We start from the raw sequence: 19,525 nt of genomic DNA, 5'->3' as shown, positions 1-19,525 counted from the left end.
GCCGCTCACTCCTTCCGCTCCCGTCCCAGGGTGCGCAGCAGGTCCTCGTGGAACTCGAACCAGATGTTGTGCACGGAGTCCTTCGTCGGGGACGACACGAAGTCGTGCTGCCCGGCGTCGATCGCCTCCATCGACGCGGCGAAGCGGCGCGGGTACGCGGCGAACCGGGCGTCGTGCGCGGCGAGAGCATCGAGGAGCGGTCCGAGGCGCTGCACGAGCTTGTCGAGCCGGGAAATCACCTTGTCGTCGTACTCGGAGTCGGCGTGGTCGTTGGCGACCTTGCGCCCCCCGACGTCGACCTGCTGCCACGACGTCATCGTGGTCAGAAACCGGGAGTTGACGGTCTCGAACCGGTCCACCAGGTCCCCGAGGGCGGGGTCGCTGCGCAGGTCGGCGTAGTACTTCGCGGCGGCCGCGGCGAGCGCCGGTTCCGCCTCGTCGGTGGGCAGCGCGGCGTCCCCGGCGACGACGACGAGGCCCCGGTCCGACAGGTCGGCGAGCACGGCCGTCACTGCGTCGGCGTCGACACCGGTGTCGGTGGCGATCGCCGGCGCGGACGCCATCTTCTTCAGCGCCACGACGTTGAGCACGTCGTAGCCGGTCTTGTCCGGAACCGGGGCGGTCATGGGTCCTCCACGATGGGCCGGGCGGCGCGGCGTGGCCGCGCCGCCCGGAGGGGTCGACTCAGGAACGGGTGGCGCGGGGGCCGCTAGAGCCAGCGCCCCTTCGAGTTCCGCAGGTCGGCATCGTCGGAGAACGGCAGGTACCCCGCCCCGGAGAAGATCTTGCTGGGCACGGTCTCCTGCGCGAACCCACGCTTGGTGATGTCGTAGTAGTAGTTGGAGACGCGCTGGTCGATCTCCCACAGGTCGTAGTCGACGCAGGCCTTCTCGTACGTCGCGGCCTTGCGCAGGTGCGGCAGGATCATGTCGACGTAGTAGACGTACTGCCCGTTCCAGATCAGGTCGCGGCGGCACATCTTCGAGGTCTTCGTGTAGAGCTTCAGCGTGGCGGTCTGCACGCGACCCAGGTGCTCGCCGAGGTCGTCGATCTTGATCGGGTAGACCTCGCCCATGGGCGTGTTCCACTTCTCGCGCGCGAACACCGCGCCGCCCACGATGGCCTCGATGTAGTTCTTCGGCCTCGTGAAGGTGGTGGAGATGTCGTTCACCCGGATCTCGTTGAGCCCCATCTTCTCCGGGTCGATCACCAGCGCGAGGGTGTAGCAGTGCGGGAGCTTGGCGTCCTCGCAGACGTCGCTCCAGTGGAACACCTCCTCGTTCACGAAGAGGTCGCGCAGGATGAGGATGGTGCCGTCGGGCAGCTCGTAGGGCCCGGTGTCGCCCAGGCCCAGCCGGCAGTCGTAGTGGTCGAGGAACGACAGGAGCTCCGCGGCCGCGTTGAACTGCGTGAAGGCCGCGTGCTTCGGGCTGCCGTTCTCCAGCGGCTCCACCTGCGCGACCAGCTGGTCGAGGAAGTCCTGCTCGTGGATCTGGCAGCGGTAGCGGTCCTGCGAGTTGAGCAGGTAGCCGTCCTGCCGCTTGCCCCACAGCACGCGCTGCATGAACTTGAGGATCTCGTTCGACTCGGGGATGTAGTCGTCCGGGCCGATCGTCTCGAGCGCGAGCAGGCCGCAGCGCCCCATGCCGAACCCGACGGCGCCGATGGCCCAGTCGTGCACGGAGTTGATCTTCGTACCGATCTCCCGGCGGGCGCTGGCGCCGATGTCCATGACGCCCTGCGCGCCACCGACCTCGGCGGTGGTCATGCGCAGGATCTCCGGCCAGCGGTAGAACTCGTGCATGAAGGCCAGGATCTCGTACTCCTGTCGCGGGATCATGCCGCTGACGCCCTCGGTGGCACGCATGACGAGCACGTCCCAGATGTTCCACGCCAGGTAGTTGTTGAGGTCGTTCAGCTCGTCGATCGAGAACTGGTCCTTGAGGACGTCGTCCTTCGAGACCTTCTCCAGCACCCCGCTCTTCGCGCGGGCCTTCATCATCTTGTCGCCCTTGATCCCGTCGGTGACGGGCTCCATGCCGACGAAGTTGCCGGTGTAGGTGAGCTCCTGGAAGCGGAGGCCGTCGTCACCGGCCTCGTACCGCTGCTTGTAGGTGGCGCGCTTGCCCTCGGTCGTCGTCACTGCTGTGTGCTCCTGTCCGTTCGGCGGGGGTCGGGGTGCTCGGCGCGGGTCAGTCGTCGGCCACGATGCGGCCGACCTCGTCGTCGGTGCAGTCGAGCCGCACCCGCTTGCCGTCGAGCCCCTGCGCGATCTCCACGAAGTGCGCCTCGTCCGTGGCGCCGACGACGTAGCGGGAGTCGCTGCTCGTCAGGTGCGCGGTCATCACGCACGGCGTCTGGAACTCGCGGGACAGGATCCCCAGGTGCGACTCCGGCGCACCCGACATCGTGATCACACCGATGGCGCCCATGCTCAGCGCCGGGGCGAGGAACGTCGTGGTCCCGCCGCGGACCAGCAGGATGTGCTCCTGCAGCTTGCCGGACTGGATGAGGCTGATGACGTCGGCGGGCGAGGACAGGTACTTCACCGTCCCGCTGGGGGACTTGGACGTGTCGAAGACGTTGTAGCCCTCGGCCAGAACGTCGGCCATACCGGTTCCTCCTTGAACGTGGTGCGTCGATGTCGACCTGCTCCGACGGGCCCGGACACGGGATCCGGGTGCGGGGTTGCCGTCGTCACAGTGCCCCGCGTCACGTTCTCGGCCGATGGGCCGGCGAGATAGGAGAACGCGGTCCCGTTGTCCGGCCGAGACAGAGCCGGTGCACCGGCTTGGTCAGGACCGCGGGGCCGGGTGGGAGCACACCACAGGTTGGGCGGTGGTCGCACCGCCACGCAATACGCCGAGCGGGACCGGCGCGCCCCCGGCCCCTCGGCCGGGAGCACCACCGGCAGGCCCCGCTGTGCGGCCGACGGGATTCTCGGCCGTGGCGGCGGCGGTGTTGCGCCGGTGCTCGTGTCGCTCGGCGGACGGCAGCGTGTCCTCGCCGACCGCTCCGCCGGCGACGCGTCACTCCCACCCGGCCCGTTGGACCGTTCACCCGATTGACGTGGCGGCCGGGGCCCGGATCCTCCGGTGCGGTTCGCGGGAGCCCCTGCCGGCAGGGGTTCTCGTCATCGCGTCGGAGGGAGGCGGCATGACCAACGCCAAGCAGCTCGGGGTCGAGCGGGTCGTGGCCGCCCCCGCCGAGGTGTCCCGGTGGGCTCACCGCCTGACCGCGACAACGCCGGCCGGCCCGCCGCGCGACATCGTCCCGGCCCGCTGAGCGGCGGGCGGGTGCACGGCGGGGGTCGGCTCATCGGATGATGCAGGCCGTGTCCGGGCTGCATCCGGCCTCTGGTCCACGCCATCGGCCGTCGTCGGAGACGACGAGTTCGAGGTGGCGGAAGCCGGGTCTACCGGGCACGGTCCGCGCTCGGACGCGTACGGCACCCGGATGGTCGTAGGTCTCCGGACCGACGCCGACACGATGTCCGCACGCAGCTCCAGGTCCAGCGCGGCTTCACCGCGCGCGCCGAAGCCGCTGGTTTCGGGACCGCGGCGGCCGGCGGCCTGCTCCTCCCGGTCGAAGGGCGGGGCCATGGAGCCTGATCACCTCGATCCTCGGAGCCCGATTCCCGGGTCGTCTCGTGGTCGGTCATCCATAGCCGCGCAGAGCTGCTTCCCTGTCCTGGTGGAGGACCAGGGCCCCGTCGAGCCCGACGATCTCGATCGGCCGGATGACCGCACGGTTGTGGTCCACGATGGTGCGCAGTGGCCGCAGCCCGTGGTGGTCGACGCCTCGCGGGCGCTGTCGGCCAGGGCGCGCAGCCCCGGTGGACCGAGGAACTGCACCGCCGTGAGGTCGACGACCAGCACGCGACCGTCCAGCGCGTCGACCGCGTGGCGCAGCGCCTCGCGCAGCCGCGGCGCGGTCAGCGCGTCGACGGCGCCCACCAGCGTCACCACGGTCGTTGCGTCGTGGTCCTGGACGACGACGGTCATCCACTGCTCGCTCACCGGCCGGCCGGCCGGCCGACCGGTTCCGGCCCGTACCCGCCGCCCGCGAGCGGCACATCCTCAGACAGAGGGTGCTGTCATGCTGCGCGTTCACCGTCGTCGGAACGGCGAGGGATCGCCCGGAGCTCGACCTTCGCCGGCACGTCGGCCGGCTCCGCCGGGTCCGTGACCTTCTTCCCGTCGACGAGGACCCAGCCTCCCCGGATGTGCTCCACCGCGCGGTCCTCGGCGATCCCGGACCGGACGAGCCGGTCCAGCACGGTCCGGTGCGCGACGGCCGTGTTGCTGCGTGACGTTGTCATCAGGTTCCACCTCGGTGTGCAGGGCTGTTACCGCGCACACTCTCGCAGCGGCCTCCGCACCTCGTCAGAGGTCGAAGGACCTGCTCGCGGTCGTCGAGCGACCTGTCGACGCGCGCCCGTCCGACCGTGGTCCGCACCGGACGGCCCGGCGCAGGATCGTGCGCACCAGGTGATCCCCGATCAGCGAGGTGGGACCGATGCGAGTCCGGGTGGGCATCAACGGGATGGGCCGCATCGGCCGGGACGTGCTGCGCGCCTCGGTCGACCGGCACGATCCGGCGTTCGAGATCGTCGCCGTCAACGACGTCGCTCCGGCGGCGACGACGGCGCATCTGCTGCGCCACGACTCCACCTACGGTACGTGGCCGCACCGCCTCGAACTCTCGGACGACTTCATCGCCGTGGACGACCACGCGATCCGGACAACGCAGGAGTCCGATCCCACCCGGCTGGACTGGGACGCGCTCGGCGTCGACGTCGTCGTGGAGGCCACCGGGCGGTTCCGCGGCCGTGCCGACGTGACCGCGCACCTGGCGGCCGGGGCGCGCAAGGTGATCGTCACCGCACCGGGGCACGACCTCGACACGACCATCGTGATGGGCGTCAACCAGGACGTCTACGACGCCACCGCCCACCATCTCGTGTCGAACGCCTCGTGCACGACGAACTGCGCCGCCCCGATGGCGCAGGTGCTGCACGGCAGCTTCGGCATCGAGGAGGGGCTGCTGACCACCGTGCACAGCTACACCGGCGACCAGAACCTGCTCGACGGGCAGCACGCCGACCTGCGCCGCGCCCGCTCCGCCGCCGTCAACATCATCCCGACCGGCACCGGCGCCGCACGGGCCGTGGGTGAGGTGATCCCCGAGCTGGCGGGCCGGCTCGACGCGGTCGCCCTGCGGGTTCCGGTCGTCGACGCCTCGATCGTCGACCTGACGGTCCGGCTCGCTCGTGAGGTGACCGTCGGACAGGTCAACCGGGCGTTCCTCACCGCGGCCGACGGCGTGCTCAAGGGGATCCTGCGCTGCACCGACGAGCCGATCGTGTCCCACGACGTGATCGGCGAGGCGTCGTCCTGCGTGATCGACCTCGGGCTGACCCGCACGGTGGGGAGCACGGCCAAGGTCTTCGGCTGGTACGACAACGAGTGGGGTTACGCGCAGCGCACGCTCGACCTGCTCGACATGGTCGCCCGGACGATGCCGGCCCGCTGACGGGATCACCCGGATCCGGCGGCGTCCTCGGGGCCTCGTCCCGCCGCCTCGGCGACCAGGTCTCGCAGCACCGCCGTATCGACGTCGGCGAGCCGCGTGAAACGGATGCACGACCGGCCGATCGACGCACCGGGCAGTCTGTCGACGTAGCGCTCGGCGAGGTACCGGCCGTCGCTGACGCAGAGCACGTACAGCGAGATGTACCGCTTCTGCGCCGCGACCGCGAGCACGGTCGCCTCCCCCGTGCGGCCTGACGCGTACCGGTACCGGAAGGGGCCGTACCCCAGCATCCCGCGCGTCGTCACGCACTCCAGGTCCGGCGCAGTCTCGCGGATCAGCGCGTCGAGCGCGGCCACGTCCGGGCGCCGCACCTCGTCACAGCGGCCAGGTAGTCCTCCGGGGTCATCCGGGCATCCTCGGGCAGGACGGCACGCACGGCCAGTCCCGGTGCACGACGGACACGGATCGGAGGAGGCGGGATGAACGAACGGATCGGTCTGCGCACCCGCGTGGAGCACGCGATCGACAGGCGCTCGGTGCGCGTCGGCGCGTGGCTCCTGCGGCGGACGAGGGGGCGGATCGTCCGGCTGTGGCGGCGGCGGGCCCTCGTGCTCACCGTCCGCGGCCGCAGGTCGGGGCGGCCCCGAACGGTCGTCCTTCAGTACTTCCCGGACGGTGCGGACCTGGTCGTCGTGGCGGCCAACAGCGGGCTGCCCACCCATCCGGCCTGGTACCTCAACCTCCGTGCGGCGGGCGAGGCCCGGGCGGAGGTGGACGGGCGGACGCTGCGGGTGCGGGCGGTGCAGCTCGCGCCCGACGAGGCGGAAGGGTTCTGGACGCAGGTGCTGCGGCAGGCACCGGACTACTCCCGCTACCGGCAGCGCACCGACCGGGTGCTCCCGCTGGTGCGCCTGGTGCCCGTGGACGGACCCGCGCCACCGTGACGACAGCGGTCCGGGCGGTTCCCCTGGGGAACCGCCCCGGACCTCCCGTACCGCTCAGCGGACGGCGTGGGGCTCGGCCCCGACGTCCTCCGGTCGCGTGCCCGGGCGGGGCGTCACGGGCTGCCGGTCCTCCAACTGCGGCACCGCCAGTCCGACGAGGAGGCCGCCCAGCGCCAGCAGCACGACGCCCGTCGTGAAGAGTGCGGCGACCAGCCAACCCAGGCCGGGTGCGGTGACGCCCGCCCGCACGTCCGCGGCCACCCCGGCCGTGCCGTCCGCCCGCATCACGACGACCGTCCAGTCGCCGTCAGCCGGCCGCCACGTCAGCTCCTGGACCCCGGCGCCGCTGGTGGAGGCGCTCCAGATGCCGGCCTCGGCCGGCGGCTGCAGCGGAGCACCGCCGGTGCGCTCGGTCGTCACGAACCGGTCGCGCCACCCGCTGTCGTAGGCGACCTGCAGGTCGCGCAGCTCCGCGTGACCCACGCCCCGCAGGTACGCGTCGACGTCGGCGCTGCGGGCGACACCGACGAACAACTCCTCGTCCGCCGGGACCGGCGCGACCTCGAAGCGGGCGTCGCCGACGACCTCGTCGACGGCCCAGTCGAGGCCCTCGCCCTCCAGCCGGAACGACTCGCTGACCACCGCGTGGCCGTTCGTGCCGATCCCGGCGGCCGGCGTCATCAGGTAGTCGCCGTCGCGGCGCGTCTGGTCGAGCCACAGCAGGCTGCCGGCGCTGACCAGCGAACCGGCCGCGCCGAAGAGCAGCACGGAACCGACCACCAGCGAGACGACCCGGCCTCCCGACCACGGCGCCGGCCGAGGCGGCGGCACGGCCCCCGTGGCGGCCGGGTGCAGGGCGACCGACGGGGTGGCGGGCGACGGGGTGGGGGGCGACGGGGCGGCAGCCGGGCCGCCGGACGCAGGAGGGGCCGAGCCGGGGTCCACGCCCCCGACGTCGAGCCGGAACGGCGGGTACTCATCGGTCAGCAGCGCCGCGTAGGCCGCGACGCGCAGCGCCCAGCGGTCCATGCCGAGCACCGCGTCGTAGAGGCCCTGCGGGTAGCGCCCGGTGAACAGCAGGACGACACCGGCGATCAGCACCAGCAGCCCGACGAGCCCGCCCGCGCCCCAGCTCGTGTCCCACACGCCGTCGCGGTCCGGTCCGGTGGTGCCGAGCCAGATCCCGCCGCCGACGAAGATCGCCACGACCAGGTAGTGCGGGAGGGCCAGGAGCCACCACTTGACCAGCACCAACCCGCGCGAGAGCCGCTCGGGGTAGGGCACGTCCAGGTGCGCGGGATAGTCCGGGACCTCGGCCAGGGTGAACGGCGGGTACCGGTCGGTTGCCAGGGCTCCGTAGCCGTAGTAGTGCACGCGCCACGTCCAGCGGAGCACACCGACGGCGAACTCGAACAGCGGCCGTGGATAGCGCCCGGTGGCCAGGATCGCGACGAACGCGATCAGGCCGACCACGACGAACGCGATCCACAGGAACGCGAGCACCACGTAGTGCGGTACCAGCAGCACCCACTTGACCAGCCACAGCCCGCGCGAGGCGGACGGCTGCGCCGCCGCGTCCACGCGGACCGGGTACGACGGGCCGGTAGCGGCCATGACGTGACCTCCTCCTCCGACCATGATCGGGACGGTCGCCCGTGCGGGTCGGTCCGTCGAGCCTGGCGGCGCAGGCGTGGCCGCGACACGGCCCTTCGTCGACCGATGGGCGGGCGGAGGTCCCGACGTGGCGTGCTCCTCCGGGTCGTCCGCGCGTCCGAGAGGGGACCTCCGACCCTGCACGCCACACTGTCGCGCGCACGACGATGGACGCGGTGGGAGGTGGTCGGGAATGACCGGGACCGTGACGCGTGCCGCTGGGGCGCGTCGGCAGTGGCCGACGATCGTGATGGAGCTGCTCGTCGCCGTGGCCGCGTTGTACGGGGGCGTCGGCCTGATGTGGGACCTGGTGGCGGACAACGCCATCGGTATGACGCAGGACTGGCTCGCGGGCACCCCGTTCACCTCCTGGGTGCTGCCCGGGGTGTTCCTGCTGGCCGTCGTCGCGGCGCCGATGGGCACGGCGGCGGCGCTGGAGCTGCGCCGCTCGCCGTGGGCGGCTGCCGCATCCGTCGTGGCCGGCGCGGCGCAGGTCGGGTGGATCGCCGTCCAGCTGGCGGTCATGCAGCGCTACTTCGTGCTGCAGCCGGTGATGATCGGCGCCGGTCTCGCCGTGCTGGCGCTCGCGCTCTGGGGGGCCCGGCACCGGCCGCTGGTCCCCACCGCGCAGTGACGAACAGAAGAACAGGGACGAACAGGAGGAGTGGACGATGGCGTACTCGGTGCGGCACCGCCAGGTGCGCGAGATCGGCCGCGGGCGCGCGTGGCGCGTGTGGGGCCCGGCCTGGCTCGGCATGCTGGCGCTGGCCTTCGCCAACGGCACCGCCCGGGCGGTGGGGTACCAGCCCGTCGTCGGGGAGACCGCGGCCCGGCAGATCGCCACCGCCTCGCTGATCGCGCTGCTCGGCGGCTACGTCTGGCTCCTGCACCGCCGCGCGCCCCTCCCCGACCGGGCGACGGCCTTCGCCGTCGGCGGTGCCTGGGCGCTGCTCACCCTCGGGTTCGAGTTCGGGTTCGGCCACTACGTCCAGCACATGCCGTGGGAGGCGCTGCTGGCCGACTACGACGTCACCCGCGGGCGGGTGTGGGTGCTCGTCCCCGTCGCCACGCTCGTCATGCCCGCGCTGGTCCGTGCTCTGCAGACCCGGCGCGACCGGTGAGGTGCACGTCGTGATCGATCCGTCGACGACCCTCGCGCAGCGGGCCCCGGCCCCGCGGGCGCGCCGGCCGGTGCTCGCGGGCTGGGCACTGGCGGCGCTCCTCGTCCCGGCCTGCGCCTACGGCCTGCTGGCCGTCGACGCCTACACCGGAGCCTCGGCGCAGCTGGCGGTGGGATCGAGAGCGCAGGACGTGCTGACCCTCGCCCTCCTGCCACTGCTGCTCACCGCGGCGCACCGCAGCAGCTCCGGCTCCCTGCGCGCGCACCTGCTCCTGCTCGGGTTGCTGGCCTACCTCGCCTACAGCTACGCGATCTACCTCGTCGGGTGGCCGCAGAACCGGGCGTTCCTGCTCTACTGCGCAGTGGTGACGATCGCGACCGCGGCGCTGCTCGACGGCCTCGTCCGGATCGATGTCGGGCGTGTGGCCCCCGCTTTCACCGGCCTGCGCCGCACCCGCGCCGTCGGCTGGTTCCTCGTCGCGGTCGGCGCCGCCTTCACCGCGCTGTGGGTCGCCGACCTGCTGCCGCTGCTGGCGGGGACCGGAGCGCCGCGCAACACCGGGCCCGGCGGGATCGCGTTCGCGCCCTACGTGCTGGACCTGGTCGTCGCGCTGCCCGCGGTCGTGGCCACCGGGGTGGCGCTGCTCCGACGACACCCCGTGGCGCCGGCGATCGCCGCGGTGGTGCTGGTCAAGGTGATCACCCTGTTCACCGTGCTGTGGGTGGGCTCCGCGGCGCTCCCGCTCGCCGGGCAGGCCTTCGCCCTCACCCCGGACCTGCTCGCGGGAGCGGTCCTCGTCGTCGTGAGCGCCGTGGTGCTGGGCGCGGCGAGCAGGCGGACCGGAACCCCGGAAGCCGGGTGGCTCCGTCCGACGGTGTGGCGGTGAACCGCCGTGCCGCAGCGTGGCGGGGCGGCCGCATCGACCGGCTCCGGCGCGCCGACATGGCGAACCTGTGGGCCGAGAGTCCGGGCATGCCGTCGCAGATCGCCCTCGTCGGGGAGTTCGACGCCCGGCCGTTCCTCGATCCCGACGGGGGGCTGGACACGGGCCGGATTCGCCGCGAGCTCGCCCGGCGCGCCCGGCGCGTCCCCGCGCTGACCCGGCGGGTCCTCTGGACCCGGCACGGCGAGGGCCCACCCGTGTGGGTGCCCGACGCCGACCCCGACCCCTCCTGCCACATCACCTGCGGCAGGCTGCCCGAGGGCGACGACCTCGTCCGGTGGTGCGCGGACCGGGTGGTCCGCCCCCTCGACCGGACGCGGCCGCTGTGGCGGGCGGAGATCGTCGAGGGCCTGCCCGGATCGCGGTTCGGTCTGGTTCTCGTCGTGCACCACGCCCTCGCCGACGGGCTCGCCGGCGTGGCCATCGCCGCGGCGCTGCTCGACCCCGCTCCTGACACGGCCCCGCCGGACCCTGCTGCCGCCCCGCCGTCTCCCCCGCCCGCACACCGGGCCCTGGTCGCCGATCACCTGCGGACACTGGGCGCCGCCCTCGCCGTAGCCGCCCGGGGCCTCCCGCACCTGCCCGGGGCCCTCCGCCGTGCGGCGCGGCAGACCCGCGACGCCGCCGACGACCTGCGGTCCACCGCGCCGCCGACCTCGCTGCCCCGCCGGGTCGGCCCGGGCCGGCGCCTCGCTGCGGCCGAGTTCGATCTCGACGACCTGCGCGCCGCAGCCCACGCCCACGGCGCCACGGTCAACGACCTGCTCCTCGCCGCCGTCACCGCCGGCCTGCGCGATCTGCTGCAGTCCCGCGGCGACGACGTCACCGGCCTGGTCCTGCGCGCGTCGTTCCCGGTGGGGGAGCTGCCCGGGCAGCAGGCGGGAATGCTGCTGGTCGGGCTCCCCGTCGGCGAGCCCGATCCGCTGCGCCGACTCGCCCTGATCTCGACCGCCACCGCCCGGATGAAGGCCCGGCTGCGCACCGGCGGCGGCGACGTCTTCGACGTCCTGCGCCTGCCCGGCCCGCTGGCCCGGCTCACGGTCCGCTGGATGCGCCGCGCCGCACGCAGGCACATCAACCTCTTCGTCACCGACGTGCCCGGCCCGTCCCGACCGCTGTGGCTGGCCGGTGCCCCGCTGCTGCGGGCCGTCCCGGTGGCCCCGCTCACCGCCGACGTGCCGATCGGCATCGCCGCCCTGTCCTACGCGGGCACCCTGTCGGTCAGTGCGAACGTCGACTCCCGCGTCACCGACGTCGAGGTCCTCGTGCGCGGGATCGAGCGGGACGTCGCGAACCTCGTCCGCCGGACGGGCTCCGCCTGATCACCCCGGCGCCTGATACCCCGGCGCCTGATCACCCCGGCGCGACCAGGACCTGCCGGAGCTTGGCGCTGCGGGGGTCGCGCTCAGGGCCGGTCGCGCCGTCGGTGGTGCGCACCCCGGCCAGCCCGTGCCGGACGAGGTGCTCGTGGAGCCGTTGGTGCACGCGGTGCTCGACCCGCGCCCGGTCGGCACCGGGCAGGACGTCGAGGCGCACCTCGATCGACTCCGGGGAGGTCTGCACGAGCTGCACCGACCGGACCCCCGGCACGGCCTCCACGAGCGTGACCAGCGGCAGCGGCGCCAGAGCGACGTCACGCCCGCCGACGGCCGCGAGGTGCAGCACGTCGTTGGTCCGCCCGACGACGTCGATCGCGGGCAACCCGCTGCCGCACGGGCAGGGGTCGGGCCGCAGGACGACCGAGTCGCCGAGGTCGTAGCGGATGACCGGCTGCACCCGGTTCGCCAGGACGGTGAGGAGCACCGTGGCCGACGGCTCCCCCGGCGCGACGGGACGCCGGTCGGCGTCGACGGGTTCGAGGACCGCCCAGTCCGCGTGCAGGTGCATGCTCCCGTGCCCGCAGTCGTAGGCGATCATGATCATCTCCGACGCGCCGTACCCGTTGGAGACCCGGGCCCCGAACGCCGACTCGACCAGCTGACGCGCCTCCGGGGTGAGAGCCTCGCCTCCGTTGTTGATCAGCGCCGGCCGGATCGCGAGGCGGCCCTCGTGCTGCTCGCGGGCCAGGATCGCCAGCACGGTCGCGTAGCCACTGAGCATCGCGGGCCGGAAGGCGTTGAGCTCGGCCACCAGCTCGTCGACCGGAGCGAGGGCCGAGAACACGCGCAGGCGCCGCGCCCGGGACGGCCGCCGGTGGATCTGCCGCTGCAGCAGGGACACGCCGCCGTAGGGACGGCCCGTCGCCCACACCGCGGCGGCGCGCCCGCCACCGCGGACGACCGCGGCGAGGGTGCGGGGGTCCATCATCCGCGGGGCGACGCGCACCACGGTCAGCGCTTCGAGGACGTCGAGCGCGGGCCGGTCCTGCAGGAGCAGTGCGGGCGTCCCGGTGGTGCCCGAGGTGGTCAGGACGAGGTAGCGGCCCAGGTACTCGCGCCCGACGTGGGCCGGGTCGGCCGCGAACTCCTCCGCCCCGCGGCGCGTGACCCGCGGGTCGGTCACCCAGTCGTCGAACCGGGCCATCAGCTGCGCCTTGGTCACCACCGGTAGCTCGTCCAGCGGTGGCGACCCCGCCCCGAGCGGCGCGTAGAGCTCCCCGTAGAGGCGGGAGCGGCGCCGGGCGTGGTCCACGAGGGCGTCGAGGCGCTCCCGCTGCCGCCGCGCCAGGCCGGCCGGTCCTGACCGTCCCGCCCGCCACACGTCCACCGCGAGCCTCCAGGGGCCCGGCGGCGTCGCCTCCCTCACCGCGGCCCGGCCAGGGGCAGGACGTCCTGCACCAGCAGCTGCCCGACGGCGTCGGCCTGCTCGTACGCGACGGCGTGCGCCGCGCCCTCGTAGGTGACCAGCTGCTTGCCCGGGGCCTCGAGACGGGCGAACCACTCCAGCGCGAGGTCGCGCCGGCCGTCCAGCTCCGCCGCCCCGTCGAGCACGTACACGGGCACCTCCAGCCGTGGGACGTCGCGGCGCAGGTCGAGGTCCTGGATCTGCGGGTAGACGACGCTGAAGGTGTCGATCAGGCCGCGCAGGACGTTTGCCTTGTCGAGCAGGTCGTACTCCGAGCCCAGCATGCCGTACCGGTCCAGGCCCGACGCCTCTCCCCGGGCGAGGTAGCCCTCGGACGGCGTGTAGGGGTCGTAGAGGTACCCGTAGGCGCCCATCACCGCGGCGTTCCCCCACGGCACGTCCCGGTAGGGGGGCTCGCCGATGGAGCGGAGGGTGTCGGCGAGCGCGGTGTCGCCGGTGCGTGCCGCGTGCGCCTGCAGATCGCGGTAGATGCGCCGGTCGGTCTCCCGCACGTCGACCATCTGACCGCTGCTGCCGATCCACGCGTGGAACAGGTCAGGGCGCTGCTGCACGGCGAGCACTCCGAGGATCGTCCCCCAGGACTCGCCCATGAGGAAGATCTTCTCCTCGCCGAAGCGGTCCCGCAGCTGCTCGGCGAGCTCGACGGTGTCGGCGACGACCCGGTCCAGCGTGACCTCGTCGGTCGGGACCAGCGCCGCGTAGGAGGTGCCGTTGCCACGCTGGTCGTAGGTGGCGAACACGACGTCGTCGACCCAGGGCTCCGACAGGACACGCGAGAGCGCGAGGTCGGACTGGCCGGGGCCGCCGGACAGGTACAGCAGCACGGGGGCGTCCGGATCGGCCGCACGGACCATCAGCGCGTGGTCGTCGCCGCCGAGCGCCACCGTCTCCAGCGCGGCGACGCTCCCGGGGACCGGCTCCCCGTCGGCACCGAGCACCGGAGGCGTGGACGCGGGCCAGGCGACGAGGACGGCCAGCACCACGACCAGCGCACCGGCGACGGCGGTCCGCAGCCGCCGTCGCGGCGCCGCACCGGCCCGTCGCCGCGCGAGGTCCGCCCCGACGAGGGCGCCCAGCACCATGGGCGGCACCAGCAGCAGCCCGTGCACGCCGCGACCTGCGAGGAACGCCAGCACGCCGTAGACCGAGTCGACCCGGACCCCGTCGACCGTGGGCAGCGAGACGGCCCAGCGGCCGACCTCCACGGCCGCGACGTGGGCGACGAACAGGGGTACGACCACCCACCCCGATCCCCGCGCCCGACCGCCGACGAGCCCGAGCAGCAGCCCCGTGAGCATCACGGCGAGCCCCTGGAGGGTGGTCGTGGGCCCCAGCGGGACGATCAGTGCGGTGACCAGGCCGGCGAGTGCGGCGAGCCCGACGGCGGCGACGAACGCACCCCGGGTCCTCCTCCGGCGGTGCGGGTCCCCGTGCGTCGACGACACCGCGCCGCCCGTCCCGTGGCGCTGCCGAGAGGTGGTCATGCCCTGCTCCTCGCTCCGGGGTGTTCCCCGTCGTGCTCGACGAGCACGGCGGCGTCCTCGATCAGGCTGCGGAAGGTCGCGGCGAACCGGGCGGCGGGAGCCCCGTCGACGACCGTGTGGTCGAAGCTGAGGGTCACCGGCAGCACCTCCCGCTCCTCCGCACGTCCGTCGACCGGCACCAGGCGCCGGCTGCTGCCGCCCACGGTGACCATCACCGTCATCGGGGACAGGGGGATGCCCCAGCCCGCCCCGAACATCCCCAACGAACTGAGTCCGATCGGGGGCCCGAAGCGCGCGACGGCCGCCGGCACGCGGCCGGCGGCCCTCGCCCCCATCCGGCGCAGGACCGCGGGGGTCCGCGCGACCCACGGACGGCCGACCAGGTCCCCGGGCCCGCTGGCCGGGGCACTGCGCACCTCGGTGAGCTCGGCGCCGATGTCGGCGGCGGACCTCTCGGAGGCCCGCCGGACGACGTGCGGCAGCGGCATCGGCCCCGAACTGAGCTCGCGCTCCACGCTGACCGCGACGTCGACGTCGTCGAACAGCACCAGCCGCCGCCCGGCACGGCGCGCGTTCAGCTCGGGGTGCCGGGCGACCGCCCGGCCGAGCGAGGCGAGGAGGAACGCCGTCATCGTCGGCGGGTCCGCCGCCCGGGCGCACCGCCGGCGCGCGGTCGTGACGTCCACCTCCACGAGCCCGTGCACGGTCCGCTGCCCGGCGGCCAGGCTGAGCATGTCGAGGACGAGCAGCCGCTCCCGCGGCACCCGTACGACGCGGTGGCCCGTCCCGTGTCCCGTCACCCGTGCTCCTCCGTCCCGGCCGCGGCGAGCCGGAGTGCTGCCGGCAGGGTCAGGACGGCGACCGTCACCGCCATCACCAGCGCGGCGAGCACGCCGATCGCGACGGTGAGCGCGTAGGACCGTCCCGGCTGCCACAGGGGTGTCGAGACGGCGAGGAACGCACCGAGCCCGACCGCCCAGGCCGCAGCGGTGGCCGGGATCCAGAACACCGAACCCGGCACGGCCCGCCGCAGGACGAGCCACTGCGCCGTGCCGATGGTCGAGAGCAGCGCCGCGGCCAGCACCGCGCCGCCGGCCACCTGCACCGGTACCGGGAGCGACGCCACGTCGTCGCCGAGCACGACGGGCACCATCGCGACGGCGTAGGCCGTGGCGGCCGCGAGCGCCGTGGCCATGACGAACCACCCCGTGCGCAACACCGGCAGCGACCGGCGCAGGACCGACGCCTGCGCCGCGCCCAGCAGGGCACCCTCCACCAGTCCCGCGGCGACGAGCGCGGACACCTCGACGGCGGCCGGGGCCGTCACGAGCGCGGCCCCGACGACGGCGGGCGCGGTGAACCCGAGGACCTCACCCGCGGTCACACGGGTCACCCAGCGCCGCCTGAACCCCGTGCGGCCGTGGGCACCGCTGCGGGTCCGGTCACCGTGACCGGCGGACGCGAGCTGGGTCACCGGGTCCGCTCCGCCGTGCGCAGGGTGATCCGTGGAAGCAGGTTGTGGCCCCAGACCCGGGCCCGCTCCACCTCCGCCGGCAGCAGCGGCCCCGGCGTCCCGCTCACCCAGAACGTCTCCGGCCGTGCGACGACGTCGAACCCGAGACGCCGCAGCCGCCGGGCCGCGCCCGCCGCAGCCGACCCCGGCAGCCTCGGCCGGTCGACCCGCGTGTCGAACGCGGCGGCGTGCAGGCCGGGCGCCGCCGGCGCCAGCGTGGCGAGCCACTCGCGCAGGCCGAACTCCGCGGCGACGGCGCCCTGGCCCGCCTGCTCGGCCGCCGAGGCACGGGTGGCCGGACGGCTCATGCCGAAGGCGTGCGTCGGCCCGGCGACGACGAGCAGGTCGACCCCTTCGAGCAGGTCGGGCGTGCGGGCCGCGTCCTGGACGTCGAGGACGCGGGCGTCGGCACGCGGTGCCAGCCCCTCGGCCACGGCCTCGGCGATCCTGCGGGTGTTTCCGAACACCGATTCGACCACCACGAGTGCCTTCATGTCGTCCTCCTGCGGTTGACCTGCGGTTGACCTGTGCGTCGATCCGATCCTGCGCCGCCGGACCGTCGGTGCGGCACGGCCGGAGCTCCCCCTCCCGCGGGACCTCCGACTCCCGCCCGCGGACCCGAGGTCCCGGTCAGGACGGCCGCACGAGGGTGCGATCGCCCGCGTCGACGTCGGCGCACTCGACACCCCGCACGTGGACGCTCAGGCCGCCCCTCGGTCACGGTCACGTCCCCGCCCCCGGGGCGGCCACCTGCACCCTCCTCGCGGCAGGATGCCGGCCCGCACGAGCGGCCGCGAGAGGCCCGACGACCGCCACCGGGCAGCCGGCGTGGTGCACGAGGAGCGTGCTCACCGAGCCGAGCACCAGTCCGGCGAGCTCGCCACGCCCGCGCGACCCGACCACCACCAGCTGCGCGCGAGCGGCCTCGGCGAGCAGCACCTCGGCCGCCCGGCCGGTACCGGCCACGGTGCGGACCGGTACGCCGCGCCCGGCGGCCCGCGCCGCCACCTGCCCGGCGACCACCCGCTGCTCGACCTCGTCGAGCACGGCACGCGCGGCAGCCGGGGCCACGAGGAGATCCGCGTCCGGTCCGACGACCGGTTCCGGGGTCGTGTGCACGACGACCAGCCCGACCCCGCGCGACGCGGCGGCGTCGAGCGCGAGGTCGAGAGCAGCCGCCGCGGCCGGTGACGCGTCGAACCCGACGACGACCGGGCGCCCCGCGCCCTGCGTACGGTCCCGCTCGGGACCGCGCACGACGACCACGGCAGGTGCTCCCCCGGCAGACCGGTCACCGCCACCAGCCGCAGCGGCGCCCCGCGCCGGGCCGCCTCGGCCCCCGCCCAGCGCACCGCCTGCAGCGCGTGCGGTGTGTCGTCGACGCCGACCACGACCGGCCCGTCGACGATCGTCCCTACCCCATGTCCACCCTGCGCGTCCATCGCGCCTCCTCCCGGCACCCCGAGCGTCGGCCCCGGGCGGGCGGCGCGGGAGGGGCCGGGCGGCCACCGCGCCGGGGCCGTTCGTCCCTGCCACGCGACGCGACGCGCGCGACACGCTGACACCGACACAGGCACCGCACACCGGAGGCGCACCATGACCACCCGACTGCACGACGGACGCGTCGCACCGCCCGAGACCCTCGACGACGACCCCCGCATCGCGACCCTGATGACCGCCCGCGTCGTCGCGATCACGCCCGACGCGCCGCTGCACACGGCGCTGCGCCTGATGGCCGTCGAGCAGCTGCGCCACCTCCCCGTCGTCGACGGGAACCGCTGTCTCGGGATGATCGGTGAGACCGACCTCGTGCACGCCGTCGCCGTGGGCGGGCCGGCGCAGGTCGGCACGCTCGCGCGTCCGGTGCCGGCCCTGCCGTCGACCGCCCACCGGTCCACCGCGGCGCGGACGATGGTCGCGGCGGGCACCGACGCCGTACTCGTGATGGAGCACGAGCGGCTGGTCGGGATCCTCACCGCGACCGACCTGGTGGTCTCCCTCGCCGACGCGCCCGGCCCCGCGGGCGCCCGGTGACTCCGCCTGCCGCGGTCCGCGAGACGCACGTCGGGGTCGTCGTGCTCGTCGGTGACCGCGCCTACAAGGCGAAGAAGCCCGTGCGCACGGCGTTCCTGGACTTCAGCACCGCCAGCCGCCGGTCCGACGCACTGCAGCGCGAGCTCGACCTCAACCGACGCGTCGCCCCCGACGTGTACCTGGGCATCGCCCGGCTCACCGGGCCGAGCCTCGGCGAGCAGACGGCGGACGGCGGCGAGCCCGTGCTGGTGATGCGCCGGATGCCCGACGAGCGCCGGCTGGCCGAACGGGTGCGCTCCGGCGCCGACGTCGGAGGCGACCTCCGGGCCGTGGCCCGGCTGCTCGCCGCGTTCCACGCCCGCGCCGAGCGCAGTGCAGCGATCGACGCCGACGGCGGCGCCGCGGCGCTGACCGCCCGGTGGACGGCGAACCTGGCGGAGCTGGTCCCCTACCGCGGCCGCGTGCTCGCCCCGGAGGTCGTCGACGACATCGGGGAACGGGTGCACCGCTTCCTCGCCGGCCGCGGGCCGCTGCTCGCCGACCGGGTCGCGCAGCACCGCATCGTCGACGGGCACGGCGACCTGATCGCCGAGGACGTGTTCTGCCTCGACGACGGGCCGCGCGTGCTGGACTGCCTGGAGTTCGACGACCGGCTGCGGCACGTCGACGGGCTCGACGACGCCGCGTTCCTCGCCATGGACCTCGAGCACCTCGGCCGCCCGGACCTCGCCGCGACCTTCCTGGACGACTACGCCGAGTTCTCCGGCGACCCGGCCCCCACGGCGCTGCGCCACCACTACGTCGCCTACCGGGCCGTCGTGCGGGCCAAGGTCGCCTGCCTCCGCCACGACCAGGGCGGCCCCGCCGCCGCGGCCGACGCGGCCGCGCACGCCGCGCTGGCGCTGCACCGGCTCGAGGCGGGCGAGGTGCGGCTCGTGCTGGTGGGCGGGCTGCCGGGCACCGGGAAGACCACGCTGGCGCACGGGCTCGCCGACCGGTTCGGCGCAGTCGTGCTCTCCAGCGACCGCGTACGCAAAGAGCTCGCCGGCGTGGACCCGGAGAGCCCGGCGGCGGCGGCGTTCGGCGACGGTCTCTACCGCGCCGAGCACACGGACCGGGTCTACGCCGAGCTGCTGCGCCGGGCGGAGGCCCTGCTCGCGCGCGGCGAGTCCGTGGTGCTCGACGCCTCGTGGACCGCGGCGCGCCACCGCGACCGGGCCGACGCCGTGGCCCGGCGCGCCGTCACACCGCTGATCGCCCTGCGGTGCAGCGCGGAGCAGGTGCTGGCCCGCCGGCGCATCCTCGAGCGGACCGGTGGTCCGTCCGACGCCACTCCCGAGGTCGCCGCCGCGATGGCCGCGGCGGCCGACCCCTGGCCCGACGCGGTGGTGGTGCCGACCTCGTCCGGGCCGGCCGCCGCCCTGGACCGGGCGAGCGCGGCCTGGCAGGAGCGCTGACGGGCCGAAGGTCCCGGCGGTACGGGCCGCACGGCG

Annotated in this window: 22 protein-coding genes and 1 pseudogene; 9 read left to right on the top strand and 14 right to left on the bottom strand. The window is 74.5% G+C overall.

Annotated elements, in window-relative coordinates:
* Nucleotides 1-5: 5 nt before the first annotated feature.
* The 3 genes from I4I82_RS29795 to I4I82_RS29785 form a co-directional block, all read right to left on the bottom strand.
* Nucleotides 6-626: a hypothetical protein gene (locus tag I4I82_RS29795; RefSeq protein ID WP_218591575.1), complete on the bottom strand. Its 621-nt coding sequence runs from the start codon at nucleotides 624-626 to the stop codon at nucleotides 6-8.
* Nucleotides 627-709: 83 nt separating this feature from the next.
* A complete protein-coding gene (locus I4I82_RS29790; RefSeq protein ID WP_218591574.1) occupies nucleotides 710-2,143 on the bottom strand; it encodes a hypothetical protein in 1,434 nt (477 codons plus the stop codon).
* A gap of 49 nt (nucleotides 2,144-2,192) precedes the next feature.
* Complete coding sequence (locus tag I4I82_RS29785) at nucleotides 2,193-2,612, bottom strand: PEP-utilizing enzyme (RefSeq protein WP_218591573.1); 420 nt, start codon at nucleotides 2,610-2,612, stop codon at nucleotides 2,193-2,195.
* A 544-nt stretch (nucleotides 2,613-3,156) separates the two neighbouring features.
* Here I4I82_RS29785 and I4I82_RS34575 point away from each other — a divergent pair.
* The gene (locus tag I4I82_RS34575) at nucleotides 3,157-3,285 is read left to right on the top strand and encodes a hypothetical protein (RefSeq protein WP_267460578.1); all 129 of its coding nucleotides are present in this window, start codon (nucleotides 3,157-3,159) and stop codon (nucleotides 3,283-3,285) included.
* Between the two features lie 326 nt (nucleotides 3,286-3,611).
* Here the strand turns inward: I4I82_RS34575 and I4I82_RS29780 are convergent, their stop codons facing one another.
* Nucleotides 3,612-4,004, bottom strand: coding sequence for an STAS domain-containing protein (locus I4I82_RS29780; protein ID WP_218591572.1), 393 nt, complete (start codon nucleotides 4,002-4,004; stop codon nucleotides 3,612-3,614).
* Nucleotides 4,005-4,096: 92 nt separating this feature from the next.
* Nucleotides 4,097-4,321, bottom strand: a complete 225-nt coding sequence (locus I4I82_RS29775) for an Hsp15 family protein (RefSeq protein ID WP_218591571.1) — start codon at nucleotides 4,319-4,321, stop codon at nucleotides 4,097-4,099.
* A 197-nt stretch (nucleotides 4,322-4,518) separates the two neighbouring features.
* Between I4I82_RS29775 and gap the strand changes: the two genes are divergently transcribed.
* Nucleotides 4,519-5,535 (top strand): type I glyceraldehyde-3-phosphate dehydrogenase, encoded by a 1,017-nt coding sequence (gene gap, locus I4I82_RS29770; RefSeq protein ID WP_218591570.1) that lies wholly within the window; start codon nucleotides 4,519-4,521, stop codon nucleotides 5,533-5,535.
* Nucleotides 5,536-5,540: 5 nt separating this feature from the next.
* Here gap and I4I82_RS29765 read toward each other — a convergent pair whose 3' ends face one another.
* A complete protein-coding gene (locus tag I4I82_RS29765) occupies nucleotides 5,541-5,891 on the bottom strand; it encodes a DUF1801 domain-containing protein (protein WP_226370320.1) in 351 nt (116 codons plus the stop codon).
* A 123-nt stretch (nucleotides 5,892-6,014) separates the two neighbouring features.
* On the opposite strand from I4I82_RS29765, the gene I4I82_RS29760 reads away from it, so the two are divergent.
* Nucleotides 6,015-6,479, top strand: coding sequence for a nitroreductase/quinone reductase family protein (locus I4I82_RS29760; RefSeq protein WP_218591568.1), 465 nt, complete (start codon nucleotides 6,015-6,017; stop codon nucleotides 6,477-6,479).
* Nucleotides 6,480-6,533: 54 nt separating this feature from the next.
* Here I4I82_RS29760 and I4I82_RS29755 read toward each other — a convergent pair whose 3' ends face one another.
* The gene (locus I4I82_RS29755; RefSeq protein ID WP_218596272.1) at nucleotides 6,534-8,093 is read right to left on the bottom strand and encodes a DUF4389 domain-containing protein; all 1,560 of its coding nucleotides are present in this window, start codon (nucleotides 8,091-8,093) and stop codon (nucleotides 6,534-6,536) included.
* A 232-nt stretch (nucleotides 8,094-8,325) separates the two neighbouring features.
* On the opposite strand from I4I82_RS29755, the gene I4I82_RS29750 reads away from it, so the two are divergent.
* Genes I4I82_RS29750 through I4I82_RS29735 form a run of 4 tightly spaced genes read left to right on the top strand, consistent with a single transcriptional unit; the run spans nucleotide 8,326 to nucleotide 11,518 of the window.
* On the top strand, nucleotides 8,326-8,766 hold the full coding sequence (locus tag I4I82_RS29750; protein ID WP_218594646.1) for a hypothetical protein: 441 nt from the start codon (nucleotides 8,326-8,328) through the stop codon (nucleotides 8,764-8,766).
* Between the two features lie 37 nt (nucleotides 8,767-8,803).
* On the top strand, nucleotides 8,804-9,253 hold the full coding sequence (locus I4I82_RS29745; protein WP_218594645.1) for a hypothetical protein: 450 nt from the start codon (nucleotides 8,804-8,806) through the stop codon (nucleotides 9,251-9,253).
* Between the two features lie 10 nt (nucleotides 9,254-9,263).
* Nucleotides 9,264-10,139, top strand: a complete 876-nt coding sequence (locus tag I4I82_RS29740) for a hypothetical protein (RefSeq protein WP_218594644.1) — start codon at nucleotides 9,264-9,266, stop codon at nucleotides 10,137-10,139.
* Complete coding sequence (locus tag I4I82_RS29735; protein WP_218596271.1) at nucleotides 10,136-11,518, top strand: wax ester/triacylglycerol synthase domain-containing protein; 1,383 nt, start codon at nucleotides 10,136-10,138, stop codon at nucleotides 11,516-11,518. Before I4I82_RS29740 ends, I4I82_RS29735 begins: the two co-directional genes overlap by 4 nt.
* 31 nt (nucleotides 11,519-11,549) lie before the next feature.
* On the opposite strand, the gene I4I82_RS29730 is transcribed toward I4I82_RS29735, so the two are convergent.
* The 7 genes and pseudogenes from I4I82_RS29730 to I4I82_RS35115 all read right to left on the bottom strand — a co-directional run.
* Nucleotides 11,550-12,902: a phenylacetate--CoA ligase family protein gene (locus tag I4I82_RS29730; RefSeq protein WP_218594568.1), complete on the bottom strand. Its 1,353-nt coding sequence runs from the start codon at nucleotides 12,900-12,902 to the stop codon at nucleotides 11,550-11,552.
* A gap of 35 nt (nucleotides 12,903-12,937) precedes the next feature.
* Nucleotides 12,938-14,485: an alpha/beta fold hydrolase gene (locus I4I82_RS29725; protein ID WP_218596269.1), complete on the bottom strand. Its 1,548-nt coding sequence runs from the start codon at nucleotides 14,483-14,485 to the stop codon at nucleotides 12,938-12,940.
* On the bottom strand, nucleotides 14,482-15,285 hold the full coding sequence (locus tag I4I82_RS29720; protein WP_218596268.1) for a 2-oxo acid dehydrogenase subunit E2: 804 nt from the start codon (nucleotides 15,283-15,285) through the stop codon (nucleotides 14,482-14,484). The genes I4I82_RS29725 and I4I82_RS29720 overlap by 4 nt, the downstream gene beginning before the upstream one ends.
* A complete protein-coding gene (locus I4I82_RS29715; protein WP_218592777.1) occupies nucleotides 15,282-15,869 on the bottom strand; it encodes a hypothetical protein in 588 nt (195 codons plus the stop codon). The genes I4I82_RS29720 and I4I82_RS29715 overlap by 4 nt, the downstream gene beginning before the upstream one ends.
* An 86-nt stretch (nucleotides 15,870-15,955) precedes the next feature.
* Nucleotides 15,956-16,492 carry a flavodoxin family protein gene (locus I4I82_RS29710; RefSeq protein ID WP_218592776.1) on the bottom strand — a complete coding sequence of 179 codons (537 nt, stop codon included), beginning with the start codon at nucleotides 16,490-16,492 and terminating at the stop codon, nucleotides 15,956-15,958.
* Nucleotides 16,493-16,721: 229 nt separating this feature from the next.
* Nucleotides 16,722-17,255 carry a universal stress protein gene (locus tag I4I82_RS29705; protein WP_218592775.1) on the bottom strand — a complete coding sequence of 178 codons (534 nt, stop codon included), beginning with the start codon at nucleotides 17,253-17,255 and terminating at the stop codon, nucleotides 16,722-16,724.
* 83 nt (nucleotides 17,256-17,338) lie between these two features.
* Nucleotides 17,339-17,440, bottom strand: a pseudogene (locus tag I4I82_RS35115) (hypothetical protein); the annotation flags it as partial.
* 154 nt (nucleotides 17,441-17,594) lie between these two features.
* On the opposite strand from I4I82_RS35115, the gene I4I82_RS29700 reads away from it, so the two are divergent.
* Nucleotides 17,595-18,032, top strand: coding sequence for a CBS domain-containing protein (locus I4I82_RS29700; protein ID WP_218592774.1), 438 nt, complete (start codon nucleotides 17,595-17,597; stop codon nucleotides 18,030-18,032).
* The gene (locus tag I4I82_RS29695; protein ID WP_218592773.1) at nucleotides 18,029-19,489 is read left to right on the top strand and encodes a bifunctional aminoglycoside phosphotransferase/ATP-binding protein; all 1,461 of its coding nucleotides are present in this window, start codon (nucleotides 18,029-18,031) and stop codon (nucleotides 19,487-19,489) included. The genes I4I82_RS29700 and I4I82_RS29695 overlap by 4 nt, the downstream gene beginning before the upstream one ends.
* The last annotated feature ends 36 nt before the right edge of the window (nucleotides 19,490-19,525 follow it).

Source organism: Pseudonocardia oceani (assembly GCF_019263585.2).
Classification (GTDB): domain Bacteria; phylum Actinomycetota; class Actinomycetes; order Mycobacteriales; family Pseudonocardiaceae; genus Pseudonocardia; species Pseudonocardia oceani.
The sequence above is the reverse complement of the archived record's forward strand: the minus strand, read 5'-3'. Positions and strand labels throughout refer to the sequence as shown.

Excerpts from the sequence above, each read along its gene's own strand:
- I4I82_RS29795 (WP_218591575.1), bottom strand. The coding sequence starts at position 626 with ATGACCGCCCCGGTTCCGGACAAGACCGGCTACGACGTGCTCAACGTC.
- I4I82_RS29760 (WP_218591568.1), top strand. The coding sequence starts at position 6,015 with ATGAACGAACGGATCGGTCTGCGCACCCGCGTGGAGCACGCGATCGAC.
- I4I82_RS34575 (WP_267460578.1), top strand. The coding sequence starts at position 3,157 with ATGACCAACGCCAAGCAGCTCGGGGTCGAGCGGGTCGTGGCCGCCCCC.
- gap (WP_218591570.1), top strand. The coding sequence starts at position 4,519 with ATGCGAGTCCGGGTGGGCATCAACGGGATGGGCCGCATCGGCCGGGAC.
- I4I82_RS29710 (WP_218592776.1), bottom strand. The coding sequence starts at position 16,492 with ATGAAGGCACTCGTGGTGGTCGAATCGGTGTTCGGAAACACCCGCAGG.
- I4I82_RS29725 (WP_218596269.1), bottom strand. The coding sequence starts at position 14,485 with ATGACCACCTCTCGGCAGCGCCACGGGACGGGCGGCGCGGTGTCGTCG.
- I4I82_RS29745 (WP_218594645.1), top strand. The coding sequence starts at position 8,804 with ATGGCGTACTCGGTGCGGCACCGCCAGGTGCGCGAGATCGGCCGCGGG.
- I4I82_RS29700 (WP_218592774.1), top strand. The coding sequence starts at position 17,595 with ATGACCACCCGACTGCACGACGGACGCGTCGCACCGCCCGAGACCCTC.
- I4I82_RS29755 (WP_218596272.1), bottom strand. The coding sequence starts at position 8,093 with ATGGCCGCTACCGGCCCGTCGTACCCGGTCCGCGTGGACGCGGCGGCG.
- I4I82_RS29750 (WP_218594646.1), top strand. The coding sequence starts at position 8,326 with ATGACCGGGACCGTGACGCGTGCCGCTGGGGCGCGTCGGCAGTGGCCG.
- I4I82_RS29775 (WP_218591571.1), bottom strand. The coding sequence starts at position 4,321 with ATGACAACGTCACGCAGCAACACGGCCGTCGCGCACCGGACCGTGCTG.
- I4I82_RS29785 (WP_218591573.1), bottom strand. The coding sequence starts at position 2,612 with ATGGCCGACGTTCTGGCCGAGGGCTACAACGTCTTCGACACGTCCAAG.
- I4I82_RS29780 (WP_218591572.1), bottom strand. The coding sequence starts at position 4,004 with ATGACCGTCGTCGTCCAGGACCACGACGCAACGACCGTGGTGACGCTG.